Origin of the sequence: Methylobacterium sp. yr668 (genome assembly GCF_900116245.1) — a bacterium.
Lineage (GTDB): Bacteria > Pseudomonadota > Alphaproteobacteria > Rhizobiales > Beijerinckiaceae > Methylobacterium.
Genome location: NZ_FOZY01000039.1, coordinates 13,869 through 35,740, shown reverse-complemented (window position 1 = coordinate 35,740; position 21,872 = coordinate 13,869). Strand labels below are relative to the sequence as shown.

The following is a 21,872-nucleotide window of genomic DNA, read 5'->3' as shown; positions in this document are numbered from 1 at the left end:
GTCCAGTCCTGGATTGCGGCCGTTGGCGTAAGGACGGCCTACATCAGCCCTGGCTCGCCGTGGGAGAACGGATATGTCGAGAGCTTCAACGCACAGATACGCAACGAGCTGCTGAATGGCGAGATTTTTTACACGCTCAAGGAGGCGCAGATCATGATCGAGGGCTGGCGACGGCACTACAATACGGTTCGGCCGCATGGCGCATTGGGCTACCGGCCGCCCGCGCCAGAGGTGTTCGTGCCAGCTATAGCCGCTTGGCCGGCTGCACCGGCCAAGCTCGCCGTGGTCCAGCGACCGACACTGCACTAACTTTGACCTTGGACCACCTCGTGGGGGCCGATCACTACCGCCAACAGCGGGAAGCGAGATCGTTGGCGTAGAAGAGGAATTGGCCGCTGTCGGCTCATCCCTCCGTCTCCGCCAGCACCGCTCAACACGATCTAAGTCGCTGGAGTGACAGCGATTTTCCGCACGTCGAGTTTTGATTTCTTCCCTCGGAAACTGGCTCGGCCAACGGCCGAAGGAATGCCCACTCGGCGCGCCCGATCTTCACGACGGCGTGTGATTCGAGCTTGAGCGGAGGAACGACTGCTTCCTGGCTCGCTTGCGAAGAGCTCCGTCCGAAGAAATGTGATCGACCGAACCGTCGCATCCTGCTTCGGCAGCATTCTCTGCGAGACCTGACTGCCCGGGTCGCCAGATCGTCAGCGTAGGTACCGACTCCGAGAACCACGCCGCGCCGGTGCCGTCGTGCTGCCTGCGATCCGGAGGCGGGATGATGTCACCCGGCATGCGCGTCGGATTGCTCCGTCCGGGTGGCGTCCAGGCGGGTACGCCGGCTTCGGCACCGGCTGACATGGGCGTGGTCGCGTCCGAAGGAGCCGCACTGAACAGGAGTGCGCGCACGAGGGCGAAGGCACATCCCTAGCGGATCCCGCTCGCGCGGAGCGCCCTTCCCCACCGGGCAGTCGAGACTTGGCCGTCGCGTCGATCCGTGCACCCGCTGGGCACGCGTCAGGACCCTCCCGTGACCGTGACCAGCCGCGCGGAACGGCGCCCGGGCGGGAGCCGTTCCCGATCTCCGTGGCCGCCCTGGTCGCGAAGGCCTGGTCGCGAAGGCCTGGTCGCGAAGGAGAACCACCAGGAGCAGCACCACCGACACGATCAAGGGCCTGGCCAACGAGGCCGTCGGCAACGTGAAGCAGGGCATCGGCAGCGCGACTGACAACGACAAGCTGAAGGCCGAGGGCATGGCGCAGGAACTGAAGGGCGAAGCCCAGAAGACCACCGGGAACGTCAAGGACGGCGCCAAGCACGTGGCCGACAAGCTCACCGGCAAAGTTTGATCCGGCCGCCCGGGGCGGTTCCACGCTCCGGGCATCCCGAGGTCACGGCAACGCGTCGAAGGAAAGGATCGTGGATCCTGGCATAGGCCGGTCCTGCAACGCCCGCGCGCCGTGCCGCGTTGATCTGCGAAGACAATATCCGAACCGCAGCCGGACCCTTGCCTGCGCGCAGCATCGTGGGCCCATGGACCAGTTGAACGCGTCGCAACCGACGCCGGAGATCGACCTCTCGTCCTGCGACCGCGAGCCCATCCACATCCTCGGCGCGGTGCAGGGGTTCGGCTTCCTCATCGGGGTCTCCCCGGACTGGATCGTCACCCGCGCCTCGGACAACATCGCGACCTGGCTCGGCCAGGGTGCGGCGGCGCTTCTCGGCCTGCCCCTCGATGCCGTCCTCGACCGCGAGGCCATCCACACCCTGCGCGGGCACCTGCAGACCCTGCGCGGGCCGGACGCCGTCGACCGGGTCTTCGGCCTCCGGCTCGTGCCGGGCGGCGAGCCGTTCGACGTGGCCCTCCACCGGTCCGGGGACACCATCGTCATCGAGGCCGAGCCGAGCGCCACCGAACACCTCAGCGCCGGCAACCTCGTGCGCAGCATGGTCACCCGTCTCCAGCAGACCGTGGGGTTCGACCCCCTCTGCCGCGAGGCCGCCCGCCAGATGCGGGCGCTGACCGGGTTCGACCGGGTTATGGTCTACCGCTTCGCCGCGGACCATTCGGGGGAGGTCATCGCCGAGGCGGCCCGGTCCGGCCTCGCCCCCTACCTGGGGCTGCACTACCCGGCCTCCGACATCCCCAAACAGGCCCGCGCCCTCTACGCGCGCAACTGGCTGCGCATCATCGCCGACGTCGACGACACCGGCGCCGCCGTGCTGCCCCCGCGCGATCCGGCCGGCCAGCCCCTCGACCTGTCGCTGTCGACCCTGCGGACGGTCTCGCCGATCCACCTCGAATACCTGCGCAACATGGGCGTGGCGGCCTCGCTGTCCGTGTCCATCCTGCGCGACGGTCGCCTGTGGGGCCTGTTCGCCTGCCACCACACCGAGCCGCGCCACATCTCCCTCGAGCGCCGGACCGGCGCCGAGCTGTTCGGCCAGATGTTCTCCTGGCTGCTGGAGGCCCGCGAGCGGCAGGCCGACGCCGAGCGCGAGGTCCGTTCGCGCGAGTTGCACAACCGCCTGCTGGGCGCGCTGGCCACCGGCGGCACCAACCTGGAAAGCCTCTCCGACTTCCTCGACGACCTGGCGGCGATCCTGCCCTGCGACGGCATCGGCCTGTGGGTGAACGGCGAGATCACGCTCCAGGGCTCGACCCCGACCGCGGAGGAGTTCGCCGGCCTGGTGCGCTTCCTCAACCGCACGGCCGCGAGCAAGGCCTACGCGACCGACGAGATCGGGCGCGTCCACGAACCGGGCCGCGACTTCACCGAGCGGGCGGCCGGCATGCTCGCCATCCCGGTGTCGCGCACGCCCCGGGATTTTCTGGTCTACTTCCGGCGCGAGGTCTCGCGGACCGTGACCTGGGCGGGCAACCCGGTGAAGCCCGCGACCCCGGGGCCGAACGGCGTCCGCCTGACCCCGCGCAAGAGCTTCGAGGCGTGGCGCGAGACCGTGCACGGGCGCTCGCTCCCCTGGGCCGAGGTCGAGATGCGGACCGCCGAGGCCCTGCGCATCACCCTGCTCGAGGTGATCCTGCGCCTCACCGACTCCGCCGAGAAGGAGCGCAAGGTCGCGCAGGAGCGTCAGGAACTCCTCATCGCCGAGCTCAACCACCGGGTCCGCAACATCCTGAACCTGATCCGCGGGGTGGTGACCCAGAGCCGGCCGGCGGACGGGGCGGACAGCGCCTTCGCGAACACGGTCGGCGACCGCATCCAGGCGCTCGCCCGGGCGCACGACCAGATCACCTCGAGCAACTGGGGACCGGGATCCCTGCGCGACCTCGTCATGCTGGAGGCCGGCGCCTACCTCGGACCCAAGGCCGGCCGGGTCGTGCTCGACGGCGCCGACGTCCTGCTGGAGCCGCAGGCGTTCTCGACCGTCGCCCTGGTCGTCCACGAGATGATGACGAACTCGGCCAAGTACGGCGCGCTCTGCGACAGCCTCGGGCGGGTCGACCTGCGCTGGGAGCGGGACGCCCTCGACCACTTGGTGATCCGATGGCGCGAGACCGGCGGCCCGGCCGTGCGGGCGCCCACCCGGCGCGGCTTCGGCACGACCATCATCGAGCGGTCGATCCCGTACGAGCTCAAGGGCGAGGCGGAGGTGCGCTACGAACTGGCGGGCGTCGAGGCGCGCTTCACCATCCCCCCGGCCTTCGTCCAGAACGCCTCACGCGCCGCGCCGAAGGCTGTCAGGGCGGTTCACGCCGAGGCGCTGCGCGGTCTCGCGGGGTCCGTGCTGGTCGTCGAGGACAACATGATCATCGCCCTGGAGGCCGAGGAGTTGCTCACGTCGCTCGGCGCCACGAACGTGGACATGGCGTCGTCGACGCGCGAGGCGCTCCGCCTGATCGACACGGCGCCGCCGGCCCGGGCCCTGCTCGACGTCAACCTGGGCTCCGAGACCAGCATCGCCGTCGCGCGCAGGCTGTTCGAACTGGGCATCCCCTACGCGTTCGCTACCGGCTACGGCGACGGCTTCCGCATTCCGGAAGACCTCGCCGCCGTGCCTGTGGTGAAGAAGCCCTACGGGGCGGAGGACCTCCTGCGCGCCCTCCCGGCTTGAGCCCGAGAGCCGGTGCTTGGCGGGTCGGTGATCGGGGTTGCCGGTGGTCGGGGCGATGTCGGGCGCGGCGCCTGGCCCGGTGGGATGTTCCGCCACGAAACGCGCGGAGGTCGCGCGGTCCTCGGCGCGCCTCAGCTTGCCGAGGAAGCCCTCGGACTCACGGAGACGGGTTTCACGATCGCGACGCGGTGCCTCGATGCGGCGGATCTCGCCGTCGCGCCACGCGTCGAAGGCGGTGGTGCCGCTGGCCCGAAGGCGGGGTGAACGACGGCGGTGCGCGGGTCACGGCGCCGGGCCCGACAGGTCGCGGGCGGCATTCGAGACCCGGCAGGCCGGGACGGTCGCGGGCTTCGGGTGGGTCGGCGCCGCGGTCGCCGGGCCGGAGCGCCTCTACCGGCGGTCACGCTCATTCGGGGCGGGGTCACCTCGGTTCGGTACCGCGCCGCTCTAGGTTGGCTGAAAGGGGGAGCGGACCGCATGGAGCAGGACATCGGCGAGGGGGAGCGGCCGCCCGCTTCGCGACGGCCATCCGTCTCCAGGTCCCTGGACCTCCTCAACCTCCTGCTCATCGACGTGAACGGGGCGATCAAGCCCTACCTCAACGTCTACCTCTACGTGCACCGCGGCTGGAATGATGCCTCGGTCGGGCTGGTCAGCACGGTGTCGGGCATCGTCGGCATCGTGGTGCAGACGCCCATCGGGACCGCCATCGACGCGGTGCGCGACAAGCGCGTGATCCTGCTCGGCGCCCTGGTCGCGCTCTCGCTGGCCACGCTCCTCGTCGCGCTCTTCCCGTACTTCTGGCCCGTGCTCGCGGCCTCCTGCGTGCTGGCCGCCGTCGGGGGCATGCTGAGCCCGGCCATCGCGACGCTCACGCTCGGCCTGTTCCCATCCGACCGGATCGCCCGCCGCTTCGGCCGCAACGCCGCCCTGGAGCGGACCGGGAACGTCGCCATCGCCGTGCTGATCGGGCTCGTCGGCTGGCTGTTCCCGGACCGCGCGGTGTTCCTCCTGGTCCCGGCCTGCGCCATCGTCTCGGCCGCGGCACTCTACTCCATCCCGCGCGATGCCATCGACGCGCGCCGGGCCCGCGGCGGCGGCGAGGGGGAGCAAGCCCCGGCCCGGTGGCGGACCCTGCTGACCTGCCGGCCGCTCATGGTCTTCGCGGCCTGCGTAGGGCTTTTCCATTTCGCCAACGCGCCGCTGCTGACCCTCGTCGCCCAGGAGATCGGACAGGCGCGCCCGGACTGGTCGTCCGTCATCGTCTCCGTCTGCATCGTCGGCGCGCAGGGAGTGATGGTGCCGATGGGGCTCATCGTCGGCCGCCGGGCCGAGCGCTGGGGCCGCAAGCCCTTGCTCGTGATCGGCTTCGCCGCGCTGCCCGTGCGCGCCTTGCTCTATCTCGTCTGGCGCGACCCGTACTGGCTGATCGCGGTCCAGTGCCTCGACGGCGTCGGTGCCGGCCTGCTCAGCGCGGTGAAGCCGCTGGTCATAGCCGACATCACCCGAGGAACCGGCCGCTACAACGCCGCCCACGGCCTGATCGGGACCGTGCAGGGCGCCGGCGCTTCGCTGTCGTTCGTGATCGCCGGAACCTTGGTCCAGCAGGCGGGGTTCGATGCCGCCTATCTCGCGTGCGCCGCCGTCGCGGCGGTCGCGCTCGGGGTGCTCGTGACGCTGCTGCCCGAGACAATCCCGGAGAAGCCCCGGAGAAGCCTCGGGGCGGCCCGGCGGCGTGGCTGCGAGCGGTGAGACCTGGCACGGCTTGAGGAGGGGTGGTGAAAGATCGGATTTCCGGCCGGGGTGGCCGGCGGCTCACCGCGACGCTGGCCGTGCTCCTCTCCCTTGCCCTGCCCGTCACCGCCGCGACGCTCCACAGCACCTACGTCGACCCGGCGGCGATGGCGCTGCAGCGCGTCCTGCCGCCCCCGCCCGAAGCCGGCTCGGAATCGGCCAAGGCGGACATGCAGGCCGTGGAGGCCGCGGTCCGCGCCCGCACGCCCGACGACGAGCGGCGCATCACCGCGAACCTGCCGTGCACCCTCGACCGCTTCACCGGTGTGCTCGGCCCGGCCTTCACGGCGGAGACGATGCCGGACACCGCGGCGCTGATCGAGAGTGTGTTCCAGGACGGGGAACTCGCCGTGCTGGCGGCGAAGGCCGTCATCGCGCGGCCGCGGCCCTACACGGTGAAGCCGGACCTCGCCACGTTCGGACATCGCTCCGACAGCACGTCCTACCCGAGCGGCCACGCCACGTTCGGGTATCTCGCGGCCACGGTGCTGTCGCGCCTCGTGCCCGAGAAGCGCCAGGCGCTGTTCGCGTTCGCCGAGACCTACGGGGAGAACCGCGTGATCGCCGGCACCCATTTCCCGTCCGACCTCGAAGCCGGCAAAATCGCCGCGGCCGTCATCGCCGAGGCGCTGGTCCACGACCCGCGCTTCGAACGCGATCTCGCCCGGGCGGCTTCTGAAGTCGCGGCCCAGGGCGGCGCCTCCGGTCGGTGAGGCGAAGGCTCCTGACGCAGGATCACGAAGGCGGGAGGCGGGTTGCGGGGCGAACCCGCCTGTCTGACTGCGATCCCAGGCAATCCTGGGCACCCGCGCACGGGCCCTTGCCGCACCCGACCCAGCCCCGGAGATGGGCCGCCCGACATCCGAGCCCCGAACGACAGGAGACCGCCGGCATGTCTCACGTCACCGAGGAGATGGCCGCTGATGGGCACTTCATGGTCAAGGTCGCCGGTCGTGCCGTCACGGAGACCTGCGAGAAGCGGCAGGCCAGAAAGCTCGTCCGCGCGATGCGCATCTGTCGGGCGGCCTCGTCACGCTGTTCGGCGGAAGACGAGGCTCGCCGCTGCGATGGCTAAGCCCAGCCGAGCTCTCTCACGGCCCGGGCGTCGTTCCAGATCTTCGTCAATCCGATGATGCGGTCCCCCTCGAACTGCATGACATACACGTAGTCGGTCGACGTGGATTTGCCCGTGGGCGGGCAGGGTCCGCCCTCGCCAGTGTGGGTCCCGTGGAAGACCCCGTAGGCCGTCACGTTCCGGCGCTCCTCGTCCGTCGCGAAGGATCGCACCTCGTACCGACCGTCGGGGATGAAGGTCAGGAGCCCCTTCATCCACTCCGTGTAGTCCCGCAGGGAGGTCACGCCGGCCAGGGCATCGGCCTGGGCGGAGAAAGTCGCATGCAGGGCACAGTAGCGCGCGCACGCCTCCCAGCCTCCGCCGGTCTCGCAGGCGTCGAAGAAGGCCTTTGCTACCGTCGTGATGTCGCCCATGCCTGGATCGCCCTTTTCCATTGCCGGAAGCGCCGATTGTAGCGGACGCCGTCCGCGCAAGCACCCTCTGCGAGGGTCTGCGCGGACGGTCATGCGGCTGGCGCCGCTTCCGACCGTATCGCGACGATCAGGAAGGCGCCTCGTTCGAGGCAGCCGCGCCATGCCCCCGCTCCCGTGCGGGAGCGGGTTGGGGCAAGACGCTTCGAGGTCGAGCGCGCCATGTCTGTGACCGTTCTCGTGTGAAGCCGGGGGAGGCGGTGGGCCGGACGTGCCGAGGCGCGCGGCCCGGCTTCTCGAAGGCGGCGTCCCGACTTCGGCCGTCCCTCGGCCGAGCGCTCGAGCGCTCTCCGCCGAAGTGGATACCGGTTCGGCGTAAGAGAGCGCGTCGAGACAAAGGTTTAAAGCCGTGCCCGATTGCAACGCGATCGGGCACGGCTCTAGCCGAGCCTCCGGCCGATCGCCTCGGCGAGCATGATCGTGGTCACATTCGTCGGCGCCGAGACGATGTCGGGCATGATCGAGGCATCGACGACGCTCAGGCCGTCCACCCCGCGCACCGCCCCGCTCCCATCGACCACTGCCCACGGGTCGTCGCGGCCGCCCATCGGGACGGAGGAGGTCGGGTGGGCGTAGCCGTCGACTGCCGAGAGCACGGCTCGCCGCAGCGCGTCGTCGTCACGGACATCGGGACCGGGATACAGCTCCGCCGCGACCACGTCGCTGAACGGGGCCGTCCGGCCGATGCGCCGCGACAGGCGCACCGCTTCCAACATGCGCCGCAGGTCGGCCGGGTCCTCGAAGAAGTTGTAGCGGATGAGCGGCATGGCGCGGGGGTCGCGGCTCGCCAGCCGAACCGAGCCGACGGACCTCGGCAGCGTGACCGAGCAGGCCAGTACGATGGCCCCGCCGGTCGGGCTCTGTGCCGGATCGAAGATGTGCGTCCCCGAGATGTGAAGGTCCAACTCGTCCGGAGCGGCCTCACGCGACCGCGTCCAGATGATCGCGCCCGCGACCGGGTCCATCGCCCGCACCTCCCGGTTGAGCGCGTAGACGTTGTAGTAGAACGGATGCTCCTTGAGCCGCTCGCCGACCGGCGCGTCCTGCAGCACGGGAATGTCGAGGTCGCGCAGGTGCGCCGCCGGCCCGATGCCCGACCGCATCAGGATGGCGGGGCTGCCGAATGCCCCGGCCGAGAGGATCACCCGTCCGGCCTCCACCGTCGCGCCGCCCAGAAGCCGGAGGCCGCGCGCCCGCCGGCCGTCGAACAGCACGGCGTCGACCTCGGCGCCCCCGACGATGGCGAGGTTCGGTCGGCGCCGAACCTCCTCAGTCAGGTAGGCCATGCCCGTGTTGACGCGTCGGCCCTCGACCACGTTCAGCGGGTAGGGCGAGACGCCGTGCTGCTCCGCGCCGTTGAAGTCGGCGATGCGGGACAGGCCGGCCGCCTCCGCGGCCAGCACGAAGGCGCGCATGGAGGGGGTGATCTCCTCCATCGTGCGCTGGCGGATCGGGAAGGGCCCGGAGCGCCCGCGCCGAGCGTCGTCGCCGGCCGGCGTGTTCTCCAGTGCCCTGAAGACCGGGAGCACCTCGTCCCACGACCAGCCGTCGAGACCGCGCGCGGTCCAGCGGGCGAAATCGGACGGCCGCGCCCGCATGGCGACCGCGGCGTTCACGCCGGAGCTGCCGCCGAGCACCTTGCCGCGGATCGCGCGCACGTCGTGGCCGAGGCCGGAGCGGTCCTGGGTGTGGTAGCCCCAGTCGTGCGCCGCGTCGCCGCCGACCCGGTTCGCGTTCGCGATGACGTCCGGATACGCCCCCGGCGCGTAGGCCGGTCCGGCCTCCAGCAGAAGAACCGTCCGGTTCGGATTCTCGCTGAGCCGGCGCGCGAGCACGGCGCCTGCGGAGCCTCCACCGGCGATGACGACGTCGAAGGCCTGATCCGGGATGGGGGCGCGGGTGGGCATGGCGGACATGTCCTCTTCGAGAGCGGCGATGGTCAGGATGCGGAGGCGCGGCGCAGGAAGGCGGCGGCTCGGTCGAGGGCCCGGCGGCTGCTGTCGAGGTGGGCGACGTCGAGCTGAAAGACGTGATGCAGGCCCTCCCAGACCTCCAGCCACACCGCGACGCCAGCCTGTTCGGCGCGCCGGGCGTAGCGCGTCGCGTCGTCGATGAGGCGCTCGTCGGTGCCGACCTGGATCAGGAGCGGGGGCAATCCGCGCAGGTCGCCGAGGAGCGGTGAAGCCAGCGGGTGGCGGACATCGCGCGCGCCGGCATACTTGCGCGCGCAGTCCTGCAGGTACGCACGGCCGATGAGCGGGTCCTGCACCGAAGGATCGTTCATGGAGGGGCCGGACAGCGTCAGGTCGGTCCAGGGCGAGAAGACGACGCCGGCCACCGGCGCAGGGCCGCGCGCGCGCAGGGCGAGGCTCGCCAGAGTGACGAGGCTCAGCCCGCCCCCGGCCGAGTCCCCGACGACGGCGATCCGGTCGTAGCCTTGGCCGATCAACCAATCCCAGGCGGCCAACGCCGCCTCCGGGGCAGCGGGCAGCGTCGCCTCCGGCGCCAGAGGATAGTCGATGGCGAGCGCGGCGACGCCGGCCCGGCTCGCGATCTGGCTGACGAAGCCGCGATAGGCCGCGGCCGTGCCCTGGACGTAGCCGCCGCCGTGCAGGAAGAGGATCGCCTGGCCGGGCGCGGCATCCGCGGGGCGCACCCACCAGCCGCGGATGCCGGCCTCGTCCACAGGGTCGAACGCGACGCCGTCCGCGCGCGGGCTGCCGGCTATGAAGGTGTCGTAGACCGCCCGCGGCTCTCCCGTCGCGTTGCCCCAGAAGCGCGCGAACAGGTCCCGCAGGGCGTCCTCGCGCCGCCGTTCATCGTCGGCGAGCGGAATGGTGATCGTCCCTGGCGCCGGATCGGGGCCGAAGGTGTCGTCGCGCATCGCAGTTCCCGCTGGTGCATCGGCCCGACCGCCGCCGGGCAAGGCTCCGCCGTCCGCGCGTCGCTCGGCGCCGCGCGGGGTTCGTGTGTCGGACGATCGGATCTCAGGCCGGGATGCGGCCGAACGCGCCCCGGGCGTAGCCGGCGAGCGCGCGCTCGACGTCGGCGACCGTGGACATCACCAGCGGACCGCGCTTGACGAAGGGCTCGCGGATCGGCCGCCCGGCCATCAGCACGACATGCGCAGCCTCGGCGGCTTCGAAGATGATCTCCGCGGCGGAACCGGCGCCCACCGCCAGGGCGCCGCCCTCCGGCAGGAGGCGCTCCTCCTCACGGCAGCGGACGGACACGCGCCCCGACACGGCGTAGATCCAGGCTTGCCGCCCTTCGGGCAGGGCGTGGGCGAAGGCGCCGCCCGGCTGTAGGAAGCCGTCGAGCAGTGTCATCTCCTCCGGGGTGCCACCCGCGCCGACAACGTCGCCGCTCTGCCCCAGGACGACGCGGACGCGATGGCCGCGGCCTTCGAGGACCGGGATGTCGGCCGCGCGAACGTGCAGCGCGCGCGCCGGCTGCGCCTTGAGGCGCGCGGGCAGGTTGACGAAGACCTGCAGGGCGTGGACCCGTGCCCCTTCGGCCGGCCTCTCCTCGTGCGCGGCGCCCGACGCCGCCGCGAGCCAGTAGAGGTCGCCCGGCTCGAGGGCGACGTCTCGGCCCAGCGTGTCCCGGTTGAGGAAGTGGCCGGTCGCGTCCTCGAACATGACGGTCACGGCCGAGATGCCGGCATGGAGGTGCGGCTCGAAGGTCGGCCCCGTCATGACGAAGTGGTCGACCATCAGGAACGGGTCCATGCGCCCGTCGAAGGCTTCCTCGGAGAAGTGCGTCGCGGAGAAGTTCGAGCCGATGCGGTGGGGCTCTCCGAGAACGGTCTCGCCGAGCCTCGGGCTGAGCGCGTCGGCCCCGTGGATGGTCTCGAGAGCTGTCATGTCCTGCCTCGCTGCGTGGATGTGCCGATGGTGTGGCGACAGACGCTGGCCGAGAAGGCAGCCATTTTCGGACCTATCGTCCGATCGTTTGGACGCCGGGATCCGGCATCCGGTGGCGCTCGCGGCGGATGGCGACCGGCCCCGGCCCCGCACACCCTCGACCGACCCCGTCGAGATCGCCCGCGCCTAGAGCAGCACGGCCTTCGGAAACTCCGCCGCGAGGTGGTCGAGGAAGGCCCGCACGGACGGCAGCAGGCCTTGGCGGTAGGGAATGAGGGCCGTCACGGTGGAGTCGCCCGCGACCCAGTCGGGCAGAACGCGCCGCAGGGCACCCGAGCGGACGGCCTGACGACAGATGTAGCTCGGCAGAGCGACCACGCCGATGCCGCGGATGGCGGCCTGCTGCAGCCCGACCATGTCATCGCCCATCAGCCTCGGGCTCAACGGCAGTACCGCCTCGTCCCCGGCGCGGCTCGCGTGCCGCAGCCGCCAGACCGGCGCGACCCCGGTCCGCATCATGAACAGGGACGGATGGTCCCGAAGGGCGTCCGGATTGTCCGGAGCGCCGTTCTCGTCGAGGTATGCCGATCCCGCGAACAGGAACCAGGGCGCCGGCGCCAGGGTACGCTGGACGAGGTTCGAGTCCGGCAGCGGATCCGTATGGGCCCGCACGGCGATGTCGAAGTTCTCGCCGACGATGTCGACGGTGCGGTCCGCACCGTGGGCCACGACATTCACCTTCGGGTGGCGGACGAGGAAGTCCGCGATGATGTCCGCCAGGGCGAACTGCATGGTCGCGACGCCGGCCGTGCACCGCACCGTGCCGGTCGGCTCCGTCAGGCGCTGGCGGATCGTCGTCTCCGCCAGCTCCGCCTCTCTGAGCATCGCGACCGCGTGGCGGTAGAAGTCCTCCCCCGCATCCGTCATGCCGAACCGGCGCGAGGTCCGGTTCAACAGCCGGACGCCGAGGGCGCCCTCCAGTTGCTGGAGGCGGTAGCTCAAAGTGGATTTCGGCACGCGCAGCGTCCGCCCGGCGGCCGTGAAGCCGCCGCGATCGACGACCTGCACGAAGTAGAAGAAGTCGTTCAGGTCGAGCACGCCGCCCCCTTATCGTCCAAACCTATGGACGCTGGGTTCGGATTGTTGCGGCTTCTGGGCCGTCGGTCCAGCCGATAGCTCTTGCTCGTCGCGGGCCCCGACGGGCCTTGAGCAGGAGGATACGATGACCGCTCGCGCCTACGAACCGCTCACCGCCGAGAACGCAGCCCTCGTCCTCGTCGACCATCAGGTCGGCCTGATGACGGGCGTGCGGGACTATTCGACGGGCGAGCTCAAGCACAACGTGATCGCCCTGGCGAAGGCCGCCACGGCGCTCGGCCTGCCCATCGTGGTCACCACGACGGCGCGCGACAGCCTATGGGGTCCGACCTTCCCCGAGTTGGTCGCGGCGTTGCCCGGAAACGAGATCATCGACCGCTCGTCGGTGAACGCCTACGACGACGCGCGCGTCGCCCGGGCGATCGAGGCCACGGGCCGCGAGAAGCTGATCTTCGCCGGCATCTCGCTGGAGGTCTGCGCGGCTTTCCCGGCCATGACAGCCGTCGCCCGCGGCCTCGACGCCTACGTGGCTGTCGACGCCTCCGGGACGTTCAGCGAGACCAAGCGCCAGGCCGGCCTCCTCCGTATGGCGCAGGCGGGCGTGGTCCTGTCCGACTACGCGACGCTGATGGTCGAGATCCTGAAGGACAACGCCCGCCCGGAGGCGGACCCGGTCTACGCCGCCTTGGACATGCCCTGGGCGACCTTGGTCGGCCAGGTCGCCGCCTCCTTCGGCAGAGTGGACGGCGGAGCGAATGCTTGACCGTTCCCGACACGTGTCAGTTTGCGGCCGCCGCCTGTCCCACAGCGGTCGGCAAGCGGGCGCGCCAGCGGTGTCTGCCGGCCCCTGCTCGACGCAACAATCGAAGCAACACGCGCGTAAGGCCGAGCTCTTAAATCCTTCATTAACCAAAGGCCCGAACGGCCACGAGGGGGAACCGACATGACCACCATCATCGCACGACTGCTGATCGTCATCAGCGTGATCGGCGCCATCGCCTGCGCGCCGATGCTGACGCCCGCATCCGCAGCCGGTCTCCTCGCGCAGACGAGGTGAGCCGTCATGGGCATGCAGTCCGTCATCCTGCTGGTCATCGCCGGCAACTTCGCCTGCGCCACCCTCATCCCGTATCTGGCGATGACCGGAGCCTGAAGGCGTCGCCTCGGTAGATCTCTCACCCTACGGAGCCGATCATGAGTATCTCGAAGACCGCTTGCCTCACCGCTGTCCTCGGCCTCGTCTCCGACATGGCCTTTGCCCAGCCACAGGCGAGCCAGGAGAACCTGAAGCGCCACTGCATAGGAGATTACCTGGAACATTGCGGCCAGTTCTCGCCCGACGGCGGGGAAGTCCAGGCCTGCTTCCGCGAGAGAGCCGGCCTCCTGACACCGAATTGCTCGATGGCTATCGCCGCTTACCAAGAGGAGCAGAAGGCCGCGAATCCGATCCGGAAGGTCCGCGCCGCACGGTGAAGTCATCCCTTCGCGTATTCGATAAGGTCAGCCGAGCCGGCATCTGCGAAATCCAGCGCGGCACGGAATTCGCCCGTGTCTACCGTCGCCTGCCCTGACCGGGATGCGACCCGCCGCAGGGTATCAACCTTACCGCGCCCGACAGCCCTCGGCGAATGGGGGTTGGATGACTGGTACCGCAAGCCAGCGCACGCGGTGCGCGTTCGCCGCGCACAGTCGGAGCGCGATGCGAAATCCCCTGCGCCGGATCGTGGCGGAGTCCGCCGCTTCTCGAGATTGGGCGCGAATGGAAGCCGAGGTCGGCTTTCCCACACTTGATGCCCAGAAGCAGACAGGCGGAAGATCACCCCGAACTGCCGTTCCGGGAGCGACCCGAACCGGTCACTCAGGTCACGAGAATGACGGCCGGGACGCGGACGCGCCCGGTTGCGTGTCTCGGCTGTGCGCCTGCCGGTAGTCACGCGGGCTCATGCCGTAGCGATCCTTGAAGCGGCGCGCGAAATGCGCCTGGCTGCTGAAACCGCAGCCGTACGCCAGCATGCCGATCGACAGGTGGGCGCAGGCCGGATCGCCCAGGCGCTTGGCTGCCGCCTCCAGGCGGCGTCCCCAGATGTAGTCGGAGATGTGCCGGCCGCGCTCGTGGAACAGTTCCTGGAGCCGGCGCAGCGACACGCCCATCGCGGCAGCGAGTTGCGGCGGATCCAGGTTCGGGTCGCTCAGGTTCGCCTCGACATAGGCCTTGGCGCGCTGGACCGTGACGTTGCCGTGGACGGAACGGGGTACCTCCTGCGCCATCCGTTCGGCGAGGCTCGCTATGATCAGGTCCGTTCCGATCGCCGCCATGCGCGCGGCCGCGTCGGGCGTGAGCTGATCGCCCATGCGCACCAGCTCTTGGAGGAAGGTGTTTGCCAGGGTCGTGGAGGCGAGGTCCGCGCCGACCGTGAGTGCACAGTACAGCCGGGACGGGCCCAGCATGGCCTCGAAGCGCTCGCGCGGCAGATCGATGACGAGGGAGATGCCCGTGTCGGCCTCGCAGACGGCCGGGCGTGCGTCGATAACGACGAAGTCGCCCGTCCGGAATACAGCCTCCCGATCGCCTTGCTGGATGGCGTCCTGGCCCGAGAGCTTCAAGGACGCGTAGAGGCGGTCGGGCTGCCCATAGCGCCGGATCGCGTCGGGGGTCGCTTCAGTCCGCATGGCGGTGTGTGCCATCTTGGAGATCGGCACAGGCCCGATGCTGGTGACGTCCAGCCTGCCCTGAAACGGAACCCCGTGAAGGGGTTGCTGGTCGATCGGGATCAATCGCTCGCAGATCGTCTCGCGCCAGCGCCGGAACGCGTCCTTGGGGTGAATTCCCTCTGTCGAGAAGAACGGTTGCATGCGTAGCCTCGGCACGCAGCGCGCCATCTCGGAGCGCAGACTGCGGATCCGGAGGGTTATTGTATATAATCTATCATCTCAAGACCGCGGTGCCGGGTGCTTCGCGGCGGTTCTGTCCGCGTCTCAACCAATGCCGTCGGTAAGCGCACCGGCAGGAAACCGCCCCGAGCCGCCACTCCGATCGCGCCCAAGCCTGACACAGGACCACCCCGCGGGGGCCGGTCACCGTCTCGGAATCCCTCCGTCCCCGCCAGCGTTGTTGGAGCCGCCGCAACGGCCGCGCTCTTCCCGACGCCTCGATCGTCCAGACGACACGAGGTCACCGCCGGGCGGCGACGAGGTCCGCGGCGCGCCGCCACCCGAGTGTCCGGCCGATTCGCGCTCGGACCCTGGGTCCGAGCGTGCCGGATCGCGAGCAGCTGGTCGTCGCGCGCCGGCCTACGATCCGCGCAGGTAGCTCAGCGGCCGACCGGTATCCGGATGCGGCATGACGCCCATCGGGATGTCGTACACGGCGCGCAGCGTGTCGGGGTTCATCAGCGTGCCGGGCGGGCCGTCCGCGATGAGGCGTCCCGAGTGCAGCGCCAGGATGCGGTCGCAGACGCGCGCCGCCATGTTCACGTCGTGCAGGACCACCACGACGCCGAGCCCGTCACGATGGGCCAGATCGCGCACGAGGGCGAGGATCTCGACGGCGTGGGCGACGTCGAGGGCCGAGATCGGCTCGTCGAGCAGCAGGCAGGCGGGCTCCTGCGCGATCATCATCGCGAGCCAGACGCGCTGCCGCTCACCGCCCGAGAGCGTGTCGACGAAGCGGTCCGCGAAGGCGGCGACGCCGGTGGCGGCGAGCGCCCGCCGGACCGCCTCGCGATCCCGGTCGGCGACGCGGCCGAGGGCGCCGTGCCAGGGATAGCGCCCCAGCGCCACGAGCTCGCGCACGGTCATGCCCGGGACCGGCGGGAGCGCCTGCGGCAGATAGGCGACCTCGCGCGCGAAGGCGCGGTCCTCCCAGGCACTGAGGGCGCGATCCGCGAACGCGATCCGGCCGGCGGTCGGCGCCTGCTGGCGGCCCAGCAGCTTGATCAGGGTCGACTTGCCGGACCCGTTATGGCCGATCAGGCCCACCACCTGCCGCGGCTGGATCACGAGGTCGAGGGGATGCAGCAGGGTGCGTTCGGGGAGACTGAAGCTCGCGCCCTGCAGGGTGAAGAGCGGGGGGGCGCCCGCGGCTTCCGCCGTCGGCGCGCCCCGCGGCCGCGCGACGACCGGCGCATCGGGACCGTTCATGCGGGCCTCCTCGGGCCGTCCGTTCCCGCCGGACCCGCTTCGGGGCGTGCCGGCAGGGGGCAGGCGCCGCAGAGGCTCTGGTCGGGGATGAGGTAGCGCAGGCAGCAGACCTTCCGCACCCGACGCGGCGGCGCGCCCGCCGGCGCGTCCCCCCCCTCCGGAACGTAGCGGATCGGCGCGAACAGCGGGTTGGGCGCGCCGGACCGGCGGCGGCTCGTCAGGACGCTCGCGGCGGCCGCGTGCCCGGTCCGGCCCGCCTGCGGGAGCCCCTCGGTGCGGCGCACCACGAACTCGAAGATGTTGCCGGCATTGCTCCACAGCACGCGCGGCGCCACGCCCGAGACCGCTGCCAGGGCACCGACCAGGGGCGCCAGGTGCTCGTCGATCAGCGCGCCGAAGCGATCCGCCGGCGCCCTCTCCTGGGTCTGCCCGCCGGGCCCGTCGCTCCCCGCGGCGGGGTCGCGCAGCTTGAGCGCCCGCGTCAGCCCGCCGTCGTCCGGGACGATCTCGACGGCGTCGAGGGCCACGGGCAGGACGAGGTCGAGCACGATGTTGGCGGCGAGCGCGGGCACCACCAGCATCGAGAAGTGCTGCTTCGCCCAGATCGACGCGACGGCGCGGGGCTCCGGCGCCGCGAAGGTGCGGGCGAACCGGTCGAGCTGGTCGGTCAGGACGCGCGGATCGAGCAGGTCGGCGCCCCTCACGGAGGGGCGCGGATCCTCCGCGGACACGATCCGATCCCGGTAGCCCTCGAGGGGGCCGACGAACAGGGCGTTCAGCGGGGACAGTATCATCGGCGCAGCATCAGCCAGACGAAATAGGCGCCCCCGAGAACCGTCGCGACGAGGCCGGCGGGCAACTGCCACGGGAAGGCCGCGACGCGCCCGAGCCAGTCGGCCAGCACCATGATCAGGCCGCCGGCGAGCGTCGCCGCCACCAGCTGCTCGGCGGCCCGGCTGAAGCCCAGGCTGCGGGCGAGGTGCGGCCCCATCAGCCCGACGAAGCTCAGGGGGCCGACGAGCAGGGTCGCGGCGCCGGTCAGGATCGCGGCGACCGACAGGACTGTCAGGCGCGCCCGCGCGACCTGGAGCCCGACGGCCCGGCTCGTCTCCGCCCCGAGCGGCAGGATCGTGAGCCAGCGCGCGAGCAGCGGCGTGCCCGCGAGCACCAGGGCCGCGCCGAGGCAGGCGAGCCCGGCCTCGGTCCCGGTGGCGTTGTAGGTCGAGCCCGAGAGCCACGTCAGCAGGGCGGCAGTCCGCGGGTCGGCCGTGGCGAGCAGGAGCGCGATCACCGAGCCGATCAGGCTGGTGAGGGCCGCGCCGACGAGCAGGATCCGGGCGGAGGCGTAGCGCGCCCGGCGGCCCAGGGCCAGGACCGCCAGCAGCGTCGCGAGCGCGCCCGCCGCGGAGGCGGCCAGCATCGCGGCCGGGCCGAGGCCGGGGGCGAGGAACAGGACGAGCACCACCACCAGGGCCGCGCCCGCGGAGACGCCGAACAGCTCGGGGCTCGCGAGGGGGTTCCCGGTCAGCCGCTGCAGCAGCCCGCCCGCGTAGGCGAGCATGGCCCCGGCCCCCAGGGCGGCCAGCGCGCGCGGCGCCCGCCAGGCCAGGAGGGCGCCCGGATCGGGGCTCCACAGCCAGCCCTGGGCATCCCGCCCCAGGGTGAGCGACAGGCCGACGGCCGCGAGGGCCAGGATCGCGAGCGCCCCGATGGCGGGCCACGGCCGGGCGAGACGGACCGGGATAGGCCCCGGCGCCGGCGGCGCCTCGCGCGCCGTGCGCAGGCCCAGGATGAGGCCGACCAGCAGGGGTGCGCCGACGAGGGCGGTGACGGCGCCGGTCGGGACACCGCTGCGGCCGATGAGTCGCTGCACGAGCTGATCGGTCAGGACGAGCAGCACCGCCCCGGCGACCGGCCCCCAGAGCAGGCGGTCGCGGAGCCGGCGGGCGCCGCCGTAGCGGGCGATGGCCGGCCCCGCCAGGCCGACGAAGCCGATCACCCCGAGATACCCGGTCACGCTGGCGCCGACCGCGACGCCGAGGGCGAGGGCGGCGAGCCGCGTGCCGGCGGTGGAGACGCCGAGGCCCCGCGCCCCGGCATCGCCGAGCTCGATCAGGGTCAGCGGGCGCGCCAGCAGGCCGGCCGCGAGGGCCGCGAGGGCGAGGCGCGGGACGAGGCCGCGGACGCCGTCCCAGTTGTTCTGGTTCAGCGCGCCGGCCTGCCACGCGTAGAGGTCGGAGAGCGCGTCGAAATGCGCGAGCACCAGCATCCGGTTGGCGGCCTCGGCGGACAGCCCGACCACCAGTCCGGCGAGGATGACGGTGGACGGCGCGTAGCCGCTGCGCCCGCTCAGCAGCAGCACGAGGCCCGTACACAGGGCCGCCCCGGCGCCCGCGACGGGCTCGTAGCCGTAGATCAGGAGGGCCGGCCACCACAGCGTCGCGAGGGCCAGGGCGAGCTTCGCGCCCGCGAACACGCCGAGGGTGCCGGGCTCGGCCAGCGGGTTGTCGAGCACCTGCTGGAACAGCACGCCGGCGAGGCCGAGGCCGCCGCCCGCCAGGACCGCCATGGCGAGGCGCGGCAGCAGGCTGTCGCGCAGGACGAGCTGCGGCATGTCGCCGTCGGTCGGGTGGAGCAGGGCGGCCCACCACTGCCCGGGCGGCAGGACGGCCGCCAGGTTGGCGTGCAGCAGCGCGGCGCTCACCGCCAGCGCGAGGGCGAGGAGCCCCGCCCCGCGCCAGAGCGGCGAGGCCCCGGCCCCGTCGGCTCGCGCCCGCCGCGCTCCGGCCCCGGCCGCGCTCACGCCGGGGCCTTCCCGAGCGCCGCGGCGACCTGACGGGCGAAGCGCGCGGCCGAGGGCAGGCCGCCGTTCGGATGGACGACCGGCATGCGGATCACGCGGCCGGCGCGCACGGCGGGCAGCGCCCGCCAGAGCGGGCTGTCGTCGAGGCGCCCGAGGGCGCGCGCGGTCTCGGCGCCGCGGTCGAAGTGGATCAGCGTCGCGTCGGGCACCTCCGCGAGGTCCTCGACCGCGGCGAGCACCGTGCCCGCGCCGCTCTGCCGGCCAGTCCAGGCATTGGTCAGGCCGAGGCGCTGGGCGACCGCGCCGACGGTGCTGCGCGTGCCGAAGACGGCCAGCTGCCGCCCGTCGTCGCGGAAGCGGCAGATGTAGACCGGGCGCCCGGTCCGGCCCGCGAGCGCGGCCCGGGCCTCGGCGAGCGCCCCGTCGGTCCCGGCGACCAGCGCCCGCGCCGCCGCGGCGCGGTCGACGCGGTCCCCCAGGTCGCGGGTCAGCGCGTCGAGGTGGTCGATCGGCTCCCGCGCGCCCGCAACGATGGGCAGCGCCACGACCGGGGCGATCCGGGTCAGCGCGACCTGGATCTGCGCCTGCCACGGCGCGGCGAGGATGAGATCGGGGGCGATCAGGCTGAGGAACTCGAGGTTCGGCTCCTGCAGCGGTCCGAGGTCGAGGACCGAGTCCGGCAGGGGCGGCTGCGCGATGAGCTTCTCGTAGAGCGGCCGGTTGGCGATCGCCACCGGCACGAGGCCGATGGCGAGGAGCGTCTCGGCGAACAACCCGTCGAGGGCGACCACGCGGGCGGCGGGCGCGCCGCCCGTCTCCGCGCGCCGCGGGTCTTCGGACGCGCCCGCGAGGGACGCGGCGAAGCCGCCCGGGACGAGACCCAGGACGCCCGCGGCGAGGCCGGCGAGGAGGGCGCGACGATCGCCGCGCGGGCGGCTCATCCCCATGCGCCGACCCATGCGCCGACCCGTGCGCCGACTCGGGCGAGCGGGCGGCGGATCAACCCGCGGCACGCCTCCGCGCGCCGCGCCCGGCCGGTCCGCGGGACGGCGAGCCTCATGGATGCGCTCCCTGCCGCTCCCAGGCGCGGATCCCGCCGGCGGCGGGCGCGCGCGCCGGGGCGACCGCGCCCCCGTGCCCGTCCTGATCGAGCAGGCTGTCGACGATCTCCTGCGCGCGGACCGGCAGGACCGAGAGCAGGGTGTCGCTCAGACCGTGCGAGGTCTCCGAGTAGCCCTGGACGTAGATGCGCGGGACGAAGCCGGGGCGGGTCGGCACGCGGTAGTCGCGCGCCAGGTCCGGCCCGTCGCGGTAGGGCGCGAGCGGTTCGAGGATCGCCGGGTTCGGGTCGCGCGCGTACCCGGTCGCCAGGACGATGCCGTCGTAGCTGCGCTCCGCCTCGACCTCGGCGTAGCGGTCGACGGTCCGCAGCCTGATCCCGCTTGCGTCGCCGACGGCCGAGAGGATCTCGCTGCGCGGCCGGAGGTGCAGGCGCTGCGGCCCGGAGACCTTCTCCCGGTAGACGATGACGTGGAGCGCCTTGAGCAGGTCGGCGTCGATCACCGCGTAGTTCGTGTTGCGGTAGCTGCGCACGATCGCCGCCCGCCGCTCGCTCGGCTGCGCGTACACGAAGTCGGTGCGGTCGGGGTGGAAGATCTCGTTGACGAACGGCGTCGCGTCCGACGGTCGGAGGGCGTGGCCGCGGAAGACGAGATCGACCTGCAGCTGCGGGAAGCGGGCGTGGAGATCGTGGCCGATCTCGGCGGCGCTCTGGCCGCCGCCGATCACCGCCACGCGGGCGCCCGGGCGCGACAGGTCGAGCGGGCTGCCCGGGCCGCGCCGGTCGACGTGGTCGAGGTAGCGGCTCGAATGGCAGAGCCGGGGATCGCGCGCCAGGGCGGCGAAGGCGGCGGGCACGTGCGGGGCGCCGCCCACCGCGAGGGCGAGGTCGCGCGTCTGGCGGCGGATCTCGCGGCCCGCGGCGTCGCGGGTGACGACCCACAGGGTCTCGACCGTCCCGTCCGGTCCCGGCCCGGGCTCCACCGCGACCGCGGTCTCGCCGTAGTCGCACCGGTCGGCGAAATGGTCCGCCACCCACCGGAGATAGTCGTTGAACTCGATCCGGCTGGGATGAAACGTCCCGAGATCGATGAAATCGTGCAGTCGACCCTGGCTGTGCAGGTAGTTCACGAAGGTCAGCGGGCTCGTCGGGTTGCGGAGCGTGACGAGGTCCTTGAGGAACGAGATCTGCATGTCGCTGCCCGGCAGCAGCATGCCGCCGTGCCATCGGAAGTGCGGCTGCCGCTCCAGGAAGCGGTACCGGAGGCCGCGCGCCGCCGGGGTCTCGGCCAGGGCGATCGCCAGGGCGAGGTTCGAGGGCCCGAAGCCGACCCCGATGACGTCGCAGAGCGGTGCGGCGCGCGCGGTCATCCGATCGTCTCCTCGTCCGCACGACGGGGTGCGCGCCGGGATGCGCGGCGATCCTCGCCGCCGCGGCGCACGGGGGCGGCGCCTCCCTCGGGGGAGCCGCGCGTTCCCCCGGCGGGACCGCT

At 72.1% G+C, this 21,872-nt stretch carries 19 protein-coding genes and 1 pseudogene; 8 read left to right on the top strand and 12 right to left on the bottom strand.

Going from position 1 to position 21,872, the window contains the following annotated elements; all coding sequences use genetic code 11:
- From BM419_RS27960 to BM419_RS27950, 3 genes are all read left to right on the top strand, one after another.
- Positions 1-309 (top strand): integrase core domain-containing protein (locus tag BM419_RS27960; protein WP_139257146.1); only part of this gene is annotated, 309 nt, incomplete at its 5' end.
- Positions 310-1,106: 797 nt separating this feature from the next.
- The gene (locus BM419_RS27955; protein WP_091928354.1) at positions 1,107-1,346 is read left to right on the top strand and encodes a CsbD family protein; all 240 of its coding nucleotides are present in this window, start codon (positions 1,107-1,109) and stop codon (positions 1,344-1,346) included.
- A 184-nt stretch (positions 1,347-1,530) separates the two neighbouring features.
- Positions 1,531-4,074, top strand: a complete 2,544-nt coding sequence (locus BM419_RS27950) for an HWE histidine kinase domain-containing protein (RefSeq protein ID WP_091928353.1) — start codon at positions 1,531-1,533, stop codon at positions 4,072-4,074.
- Positions 4,075-4,218: 144 nt separating this feature from the next.
- Here BM419_RS27950 and BM419_RS33045 read toward each other — a convergent pair.
- A pseudogene (locus tag BM419_RS33045) lies at positions 4,219-4,281 on the bottom strand (hypothetical protein); the annotation flags it as partial.
- A gap of 270 nt (positions 4,282-4,551) precedes the next feature.
- Here BM419_RS33045 and BM419_RS27940 point away from each other — a divergent pair.
- The 3 genes from BM419_RS27940 to BM419_RS27930 all read left to right on the top strand — a co-directional run bounded on the left by BM419_RS27940 (position 4,552) and on the right by BM419_RS27930 (position 6,943).
- Positions 4,552-5,826, top strand: a complete 1,275-nt coding sequence (locus BM419_RS27940; RefSeq protein ID WP_091928352.1) for an MFS transporter — start codon at positions 4,552-4,554, stop codon at positions 5,824-5,826.
- 26 nt (positions 5,827-5,852) lie between these two features.
- Positions 5,853-6,581, top strand: a complete 729-nt coding sequence (locus BM419_RS27935) for a phosphatase PAP2 family protein (RefSeq protein WP_091928351.1) — start codon at positions 5,853-5,855, stop codon at positions 6,579-6,581.
- A 179-nt stretch (positions 6,582-6,760) separates the two neighbouring features.
- On the top strand, positions 6,761-6,943 hold the full coding sequence (locus BM419_RS27930; RefSeq protein WP_020094361.1) for a hypothetical protein: 183 nt from the start codon (positions 6,761-6,763) through the stop codon (positions 6,941-6,943).
- On the opposite strand, the gene BM419_RS27925 is transcribed toward BM419_RS27930, so the two are convergent.
- The 5 genes from BM419_RS27925 to BM419_RS27905 all read right to left on the bottom strand — a co-directional run bounded on the left by BM419_RS27925 (position 6,940) and on the right by BM419_RS27905 (position 12,377).
- Positions 6,940-7,356 (bottom strand): ester cyclase, encoded by a 417-nt coding sequence (locus BM419_RS27925; RefSeq protein WP_091928350.1) that lies wholly within the window; start codon positions 7,354-7,356, stop codon positions 6,940-6,942. The genes BM419_RS27930 and BM419_RS27925 overlap by 4 nt on opposite strands.
- A 437-nt stretch (positions 7,357-7,793) precedes the next feature.
- Positions 7,794-9,320: a GMC family oxidoreductase gene (locus BM419_RS27920; RefSeq protein ID WP_091928357.1), complete on the bottom strand. Its 1,527-nt coding sequence runs from the start codon at positions 9,318-9,320 to the stop codon at positions 7,794-7,796.
- 32 nt (positions 9,321-9,352) lie between these two features.
- Complete coding sequence (locus BM419_RS27915; RefSeq protein ID WP_091928349.1) at positions 9,353-10,297, bottom strand: alpha/beta hydrolase; 945 nt, start codon at positions 10,295-10,297, stop codon at positions 9,353-9,355.
- A 103-nt stretch (positions 10,298-10,400) separates the two neighbouring features.
- Entirely contained in the window at positions 10,401-11,279 is an 879-nt protein-coding gene (locus tag BM419_RS27910) for a pirin family protein (RefSeq protein WP_091928348.1), read from the bottom strand.
- Positions 11,280-11,465: 186 nt separating this feature from the next.
- Positions 11,466-12,377: a LysR substrate-binding domain-containing protein gene (locus BM419_RS27905; RefSeq protein WP_091928347.1), complete on the bottom strand. Its 912-nt coding sequence runs from the start codon at positions 12,375-12,377 to the stop codon at positions 11,466-11,468.
- 124 nt (positions 12,378-12,501) lie between these two features.
- Here BM419_RS27905 and BM419_RS27900 point away from each other — a divergent pair, with 124 nt between their 5' ends.
- Together BM419_RS27900 and BM419_RS27895 are read left to right on the top strand one after the other, a co-directional pair.
- Entirely contained in the window at positions 12,502-13,140 is a 639-nt protein-coding gene (locus tag BM419_RS27900; protein WP_091928346.1) for an isochorismatase family protein, read from the top strand.
- Between the two features lie 431 nt (positions 13,141-13,571).
- Positions 13,572-13,850, top strand: a complete 279-nt coding sequence (locus tag BM419_RS27895) for a hypothetical protein (RefSeq protein WP_056529510.1) — start codon at positions 13,572-13,574, stop codon at positions 13,848-13,850.
- A 390-nt stretch (positions 13,851-14,240) separates the two neighbouring features.
- On the opposite strand, the gene BM419_RS27890 is transcribed toward BM419_RS27895, so the two are convergent.
- From BM419_RS27890 to BM419_RS27865, 6 genes are all read right to left on the bottom strand, one after another.
- Complete coding sequence (locus tag BM419_RS27890) at positions 14,241-15,230, bottom strand: helix-turn-helix domain-containing protein (protein ID WP_091928356.1); 990 nt, start codon at positions 15,228-15,230, stop codon at positions 14,241-14,243.
- A 438-nt stretch (positions 15,231-15,668) separates the two neighbouring features.
- Positions 15,669-16,517, bottom strand: coding sequence for an ATP-binding cassette domain-containing protein (locus BM419_RS27885; RefSeq protein WP_175556394.1), 849 nt, complete (start codon positions 16,515-16,517; stop codon positions 15,669-15,671).
- Positions 16,514-17,311 carry a siderophore-iron reductase FhuF gene (gene fhuF, locus BM419_RS27880; RefSeq protein ID WP_091928345.1) on the bottom strand — a complete coding sequence of 266 codons (798 nt, stop codon included), beginning with the start codon at positions 17,309-17,311 and terminating at the stop codon, positions 16,514-16,516. The genes BM419_RS27885 and fhuF overlap by 4 nt, the downstream gene beginning before the upstream one ends.
- Positions 17,308-19,320: a Fe(3+)-hydroxamate ABC transporter permease FhuB gene (gene fhuB, locus BM419_RS27875; protein ID WP_091928344.1), complete on the bottom strand. Its 2,013-nt coding sequence runs from the start codon at positions 19,318-19,320 to the stop codon at positions 17,308-17,310. The genes fhuF and fhuB overlap by 4 nt, the downstream gene beginning before the upstream one ends.
- Complete coding sequence (locus BM419_RS27870) at positions 19,317-20,261, bottom strand: ABC transporter substrate-binding protein (protein ID WP_244540894.1); 945 nt, start codon at positions 20,259-20,261, stop codon at positions 19,317-19,319. The genes fhuB and BM419_RS27870 overlap by 4 nt, the downstream gene beginning before the upstream one ends.
- A 115-nt stretch (positions 20,262-20,376) precedes the next feature.
- The gene (locus tag BM419_RS27865; RefSeq protein ID WP_056529520.1) at positions 20,377-21,750 is read right to left on the bottom strand and encodes a lysine N(6)-hydroxylase/L-ornithine N(5)-oxygenase family protein; all 1,374 of its coding nucleotides are present in this window, start codon (positions 21,748-21,750) and stop codon (positions 20,377-20,379) included.
- Positions 21,751-21,872: the final 122 nt, after the last annotated feature.

What these genes read in the sequence shown, in the direction of transcription:
- BM419_RS27925 (WP_091928350.1), bottom strand. Translation starts at nt 7,356, where the DNA reads ATGGGCGACATCACGACGGTAGCAAAGGCCTTCTTCGACGCCTGCGAG.
- BM419_RS27915 (WP_091928349.1), bottom strand. Translation starts at nt 10,297, where the DNA reads ATGCGCGACGACACCTTCGGCCCCGATCCGGCGCCAGGGACGATCACC.
- BM419_RS27865 (WP_056529520.1), bottom strand. Translation starts at nt 21,750, where the DNA reads ATGACCGCGCGCGCCGCACCGCTCTGCGACGTCATCGGGGTCGGCTTC.
- BM419_RS27900 (WP_091928346.1), top strand. Translation starts at nt 12,502, where the DNA reads ATGACCGCTCGCGCCTACGAACCGCTCACCGCCGAGAACGCAGCCCTC.
- BM419_RS27870 (WP_244540894.1), bottom strand. Translation starts at nt 20,261, where the DNA reads ATGAGCCGCCCGCGCGGCGATCGTCGCGCCCTCCTCGCCGGCCTCGCC.
- BM419_RS27930 (WP_020094361.1), top strand. Translation starts at nt 6,761, where the DNA reads ATGTCTCACGTCACCGAGGAGATGGCCGCTGATGGGCACTTCATGGTC.
- BM419_RS27950 (WP_091928353.1), top strand. Translation starts at nt 1,531, where the DNA reads ATGGACCAGTTGAACGCGTCGCAACCGACGCCGGAGATCGACCTCTCG.
- BM419_RS27910 (WP_091928348.1), bottom strand. Translation starts at nt 11,279, where the DNA reads ATGACAGCTCTCGAGACCATCCACGGGGCCGACGCGCTCAGCCCGAGG.
- BM419_RS27920 (WP_091928357.1), bottom strand. Translation starts at nt 9,320, where the DNA reads ATGCCCACCCGCGCCCCCATCCCGGATCAGGCCTTCGACGTCGTCATC.
- BM419_RS27895 (WP_056529510.1), top strand. Translation starts at nt 13,572, where the DNA reads ATGAGTATCTCGAAGACCGCTTGCCTCACCGCTGTCCTCGGCCTCGTC.
- BM419_RS27890 (WP_091928356.1), bottom strand. Translation starts at nt 15,230, where the DNA reads ATGCAACCGTTCTTCTCGACAGAGGGAATTCACCCCAAGGACGCGTTC.
- fhuF (WP_091928345.1), bottom strand. Translation starts at nt 17,311, where the DNA reads ATGATACTGTCCCCGCTGAACGCCCTGTTCGTCGGCCCCCTCGAGGGC.
- BM419_RS27885 (WP_175556394.1), bottom strand. Translation starts at nt 16,517, where the DNA reads ATGAACGGTCCCGATGCGCCGGTCGTCGCGCGGCCGCGGGGCGCGCCG.
- BM419_RS27940 (WP_091928352.1), top strand. Translation starts at nt 4,552, where the DNA reads ATGGAGCAGGACATCGGCGAGGGGGAGCGGCCGCCCGCTTCGCGACGG.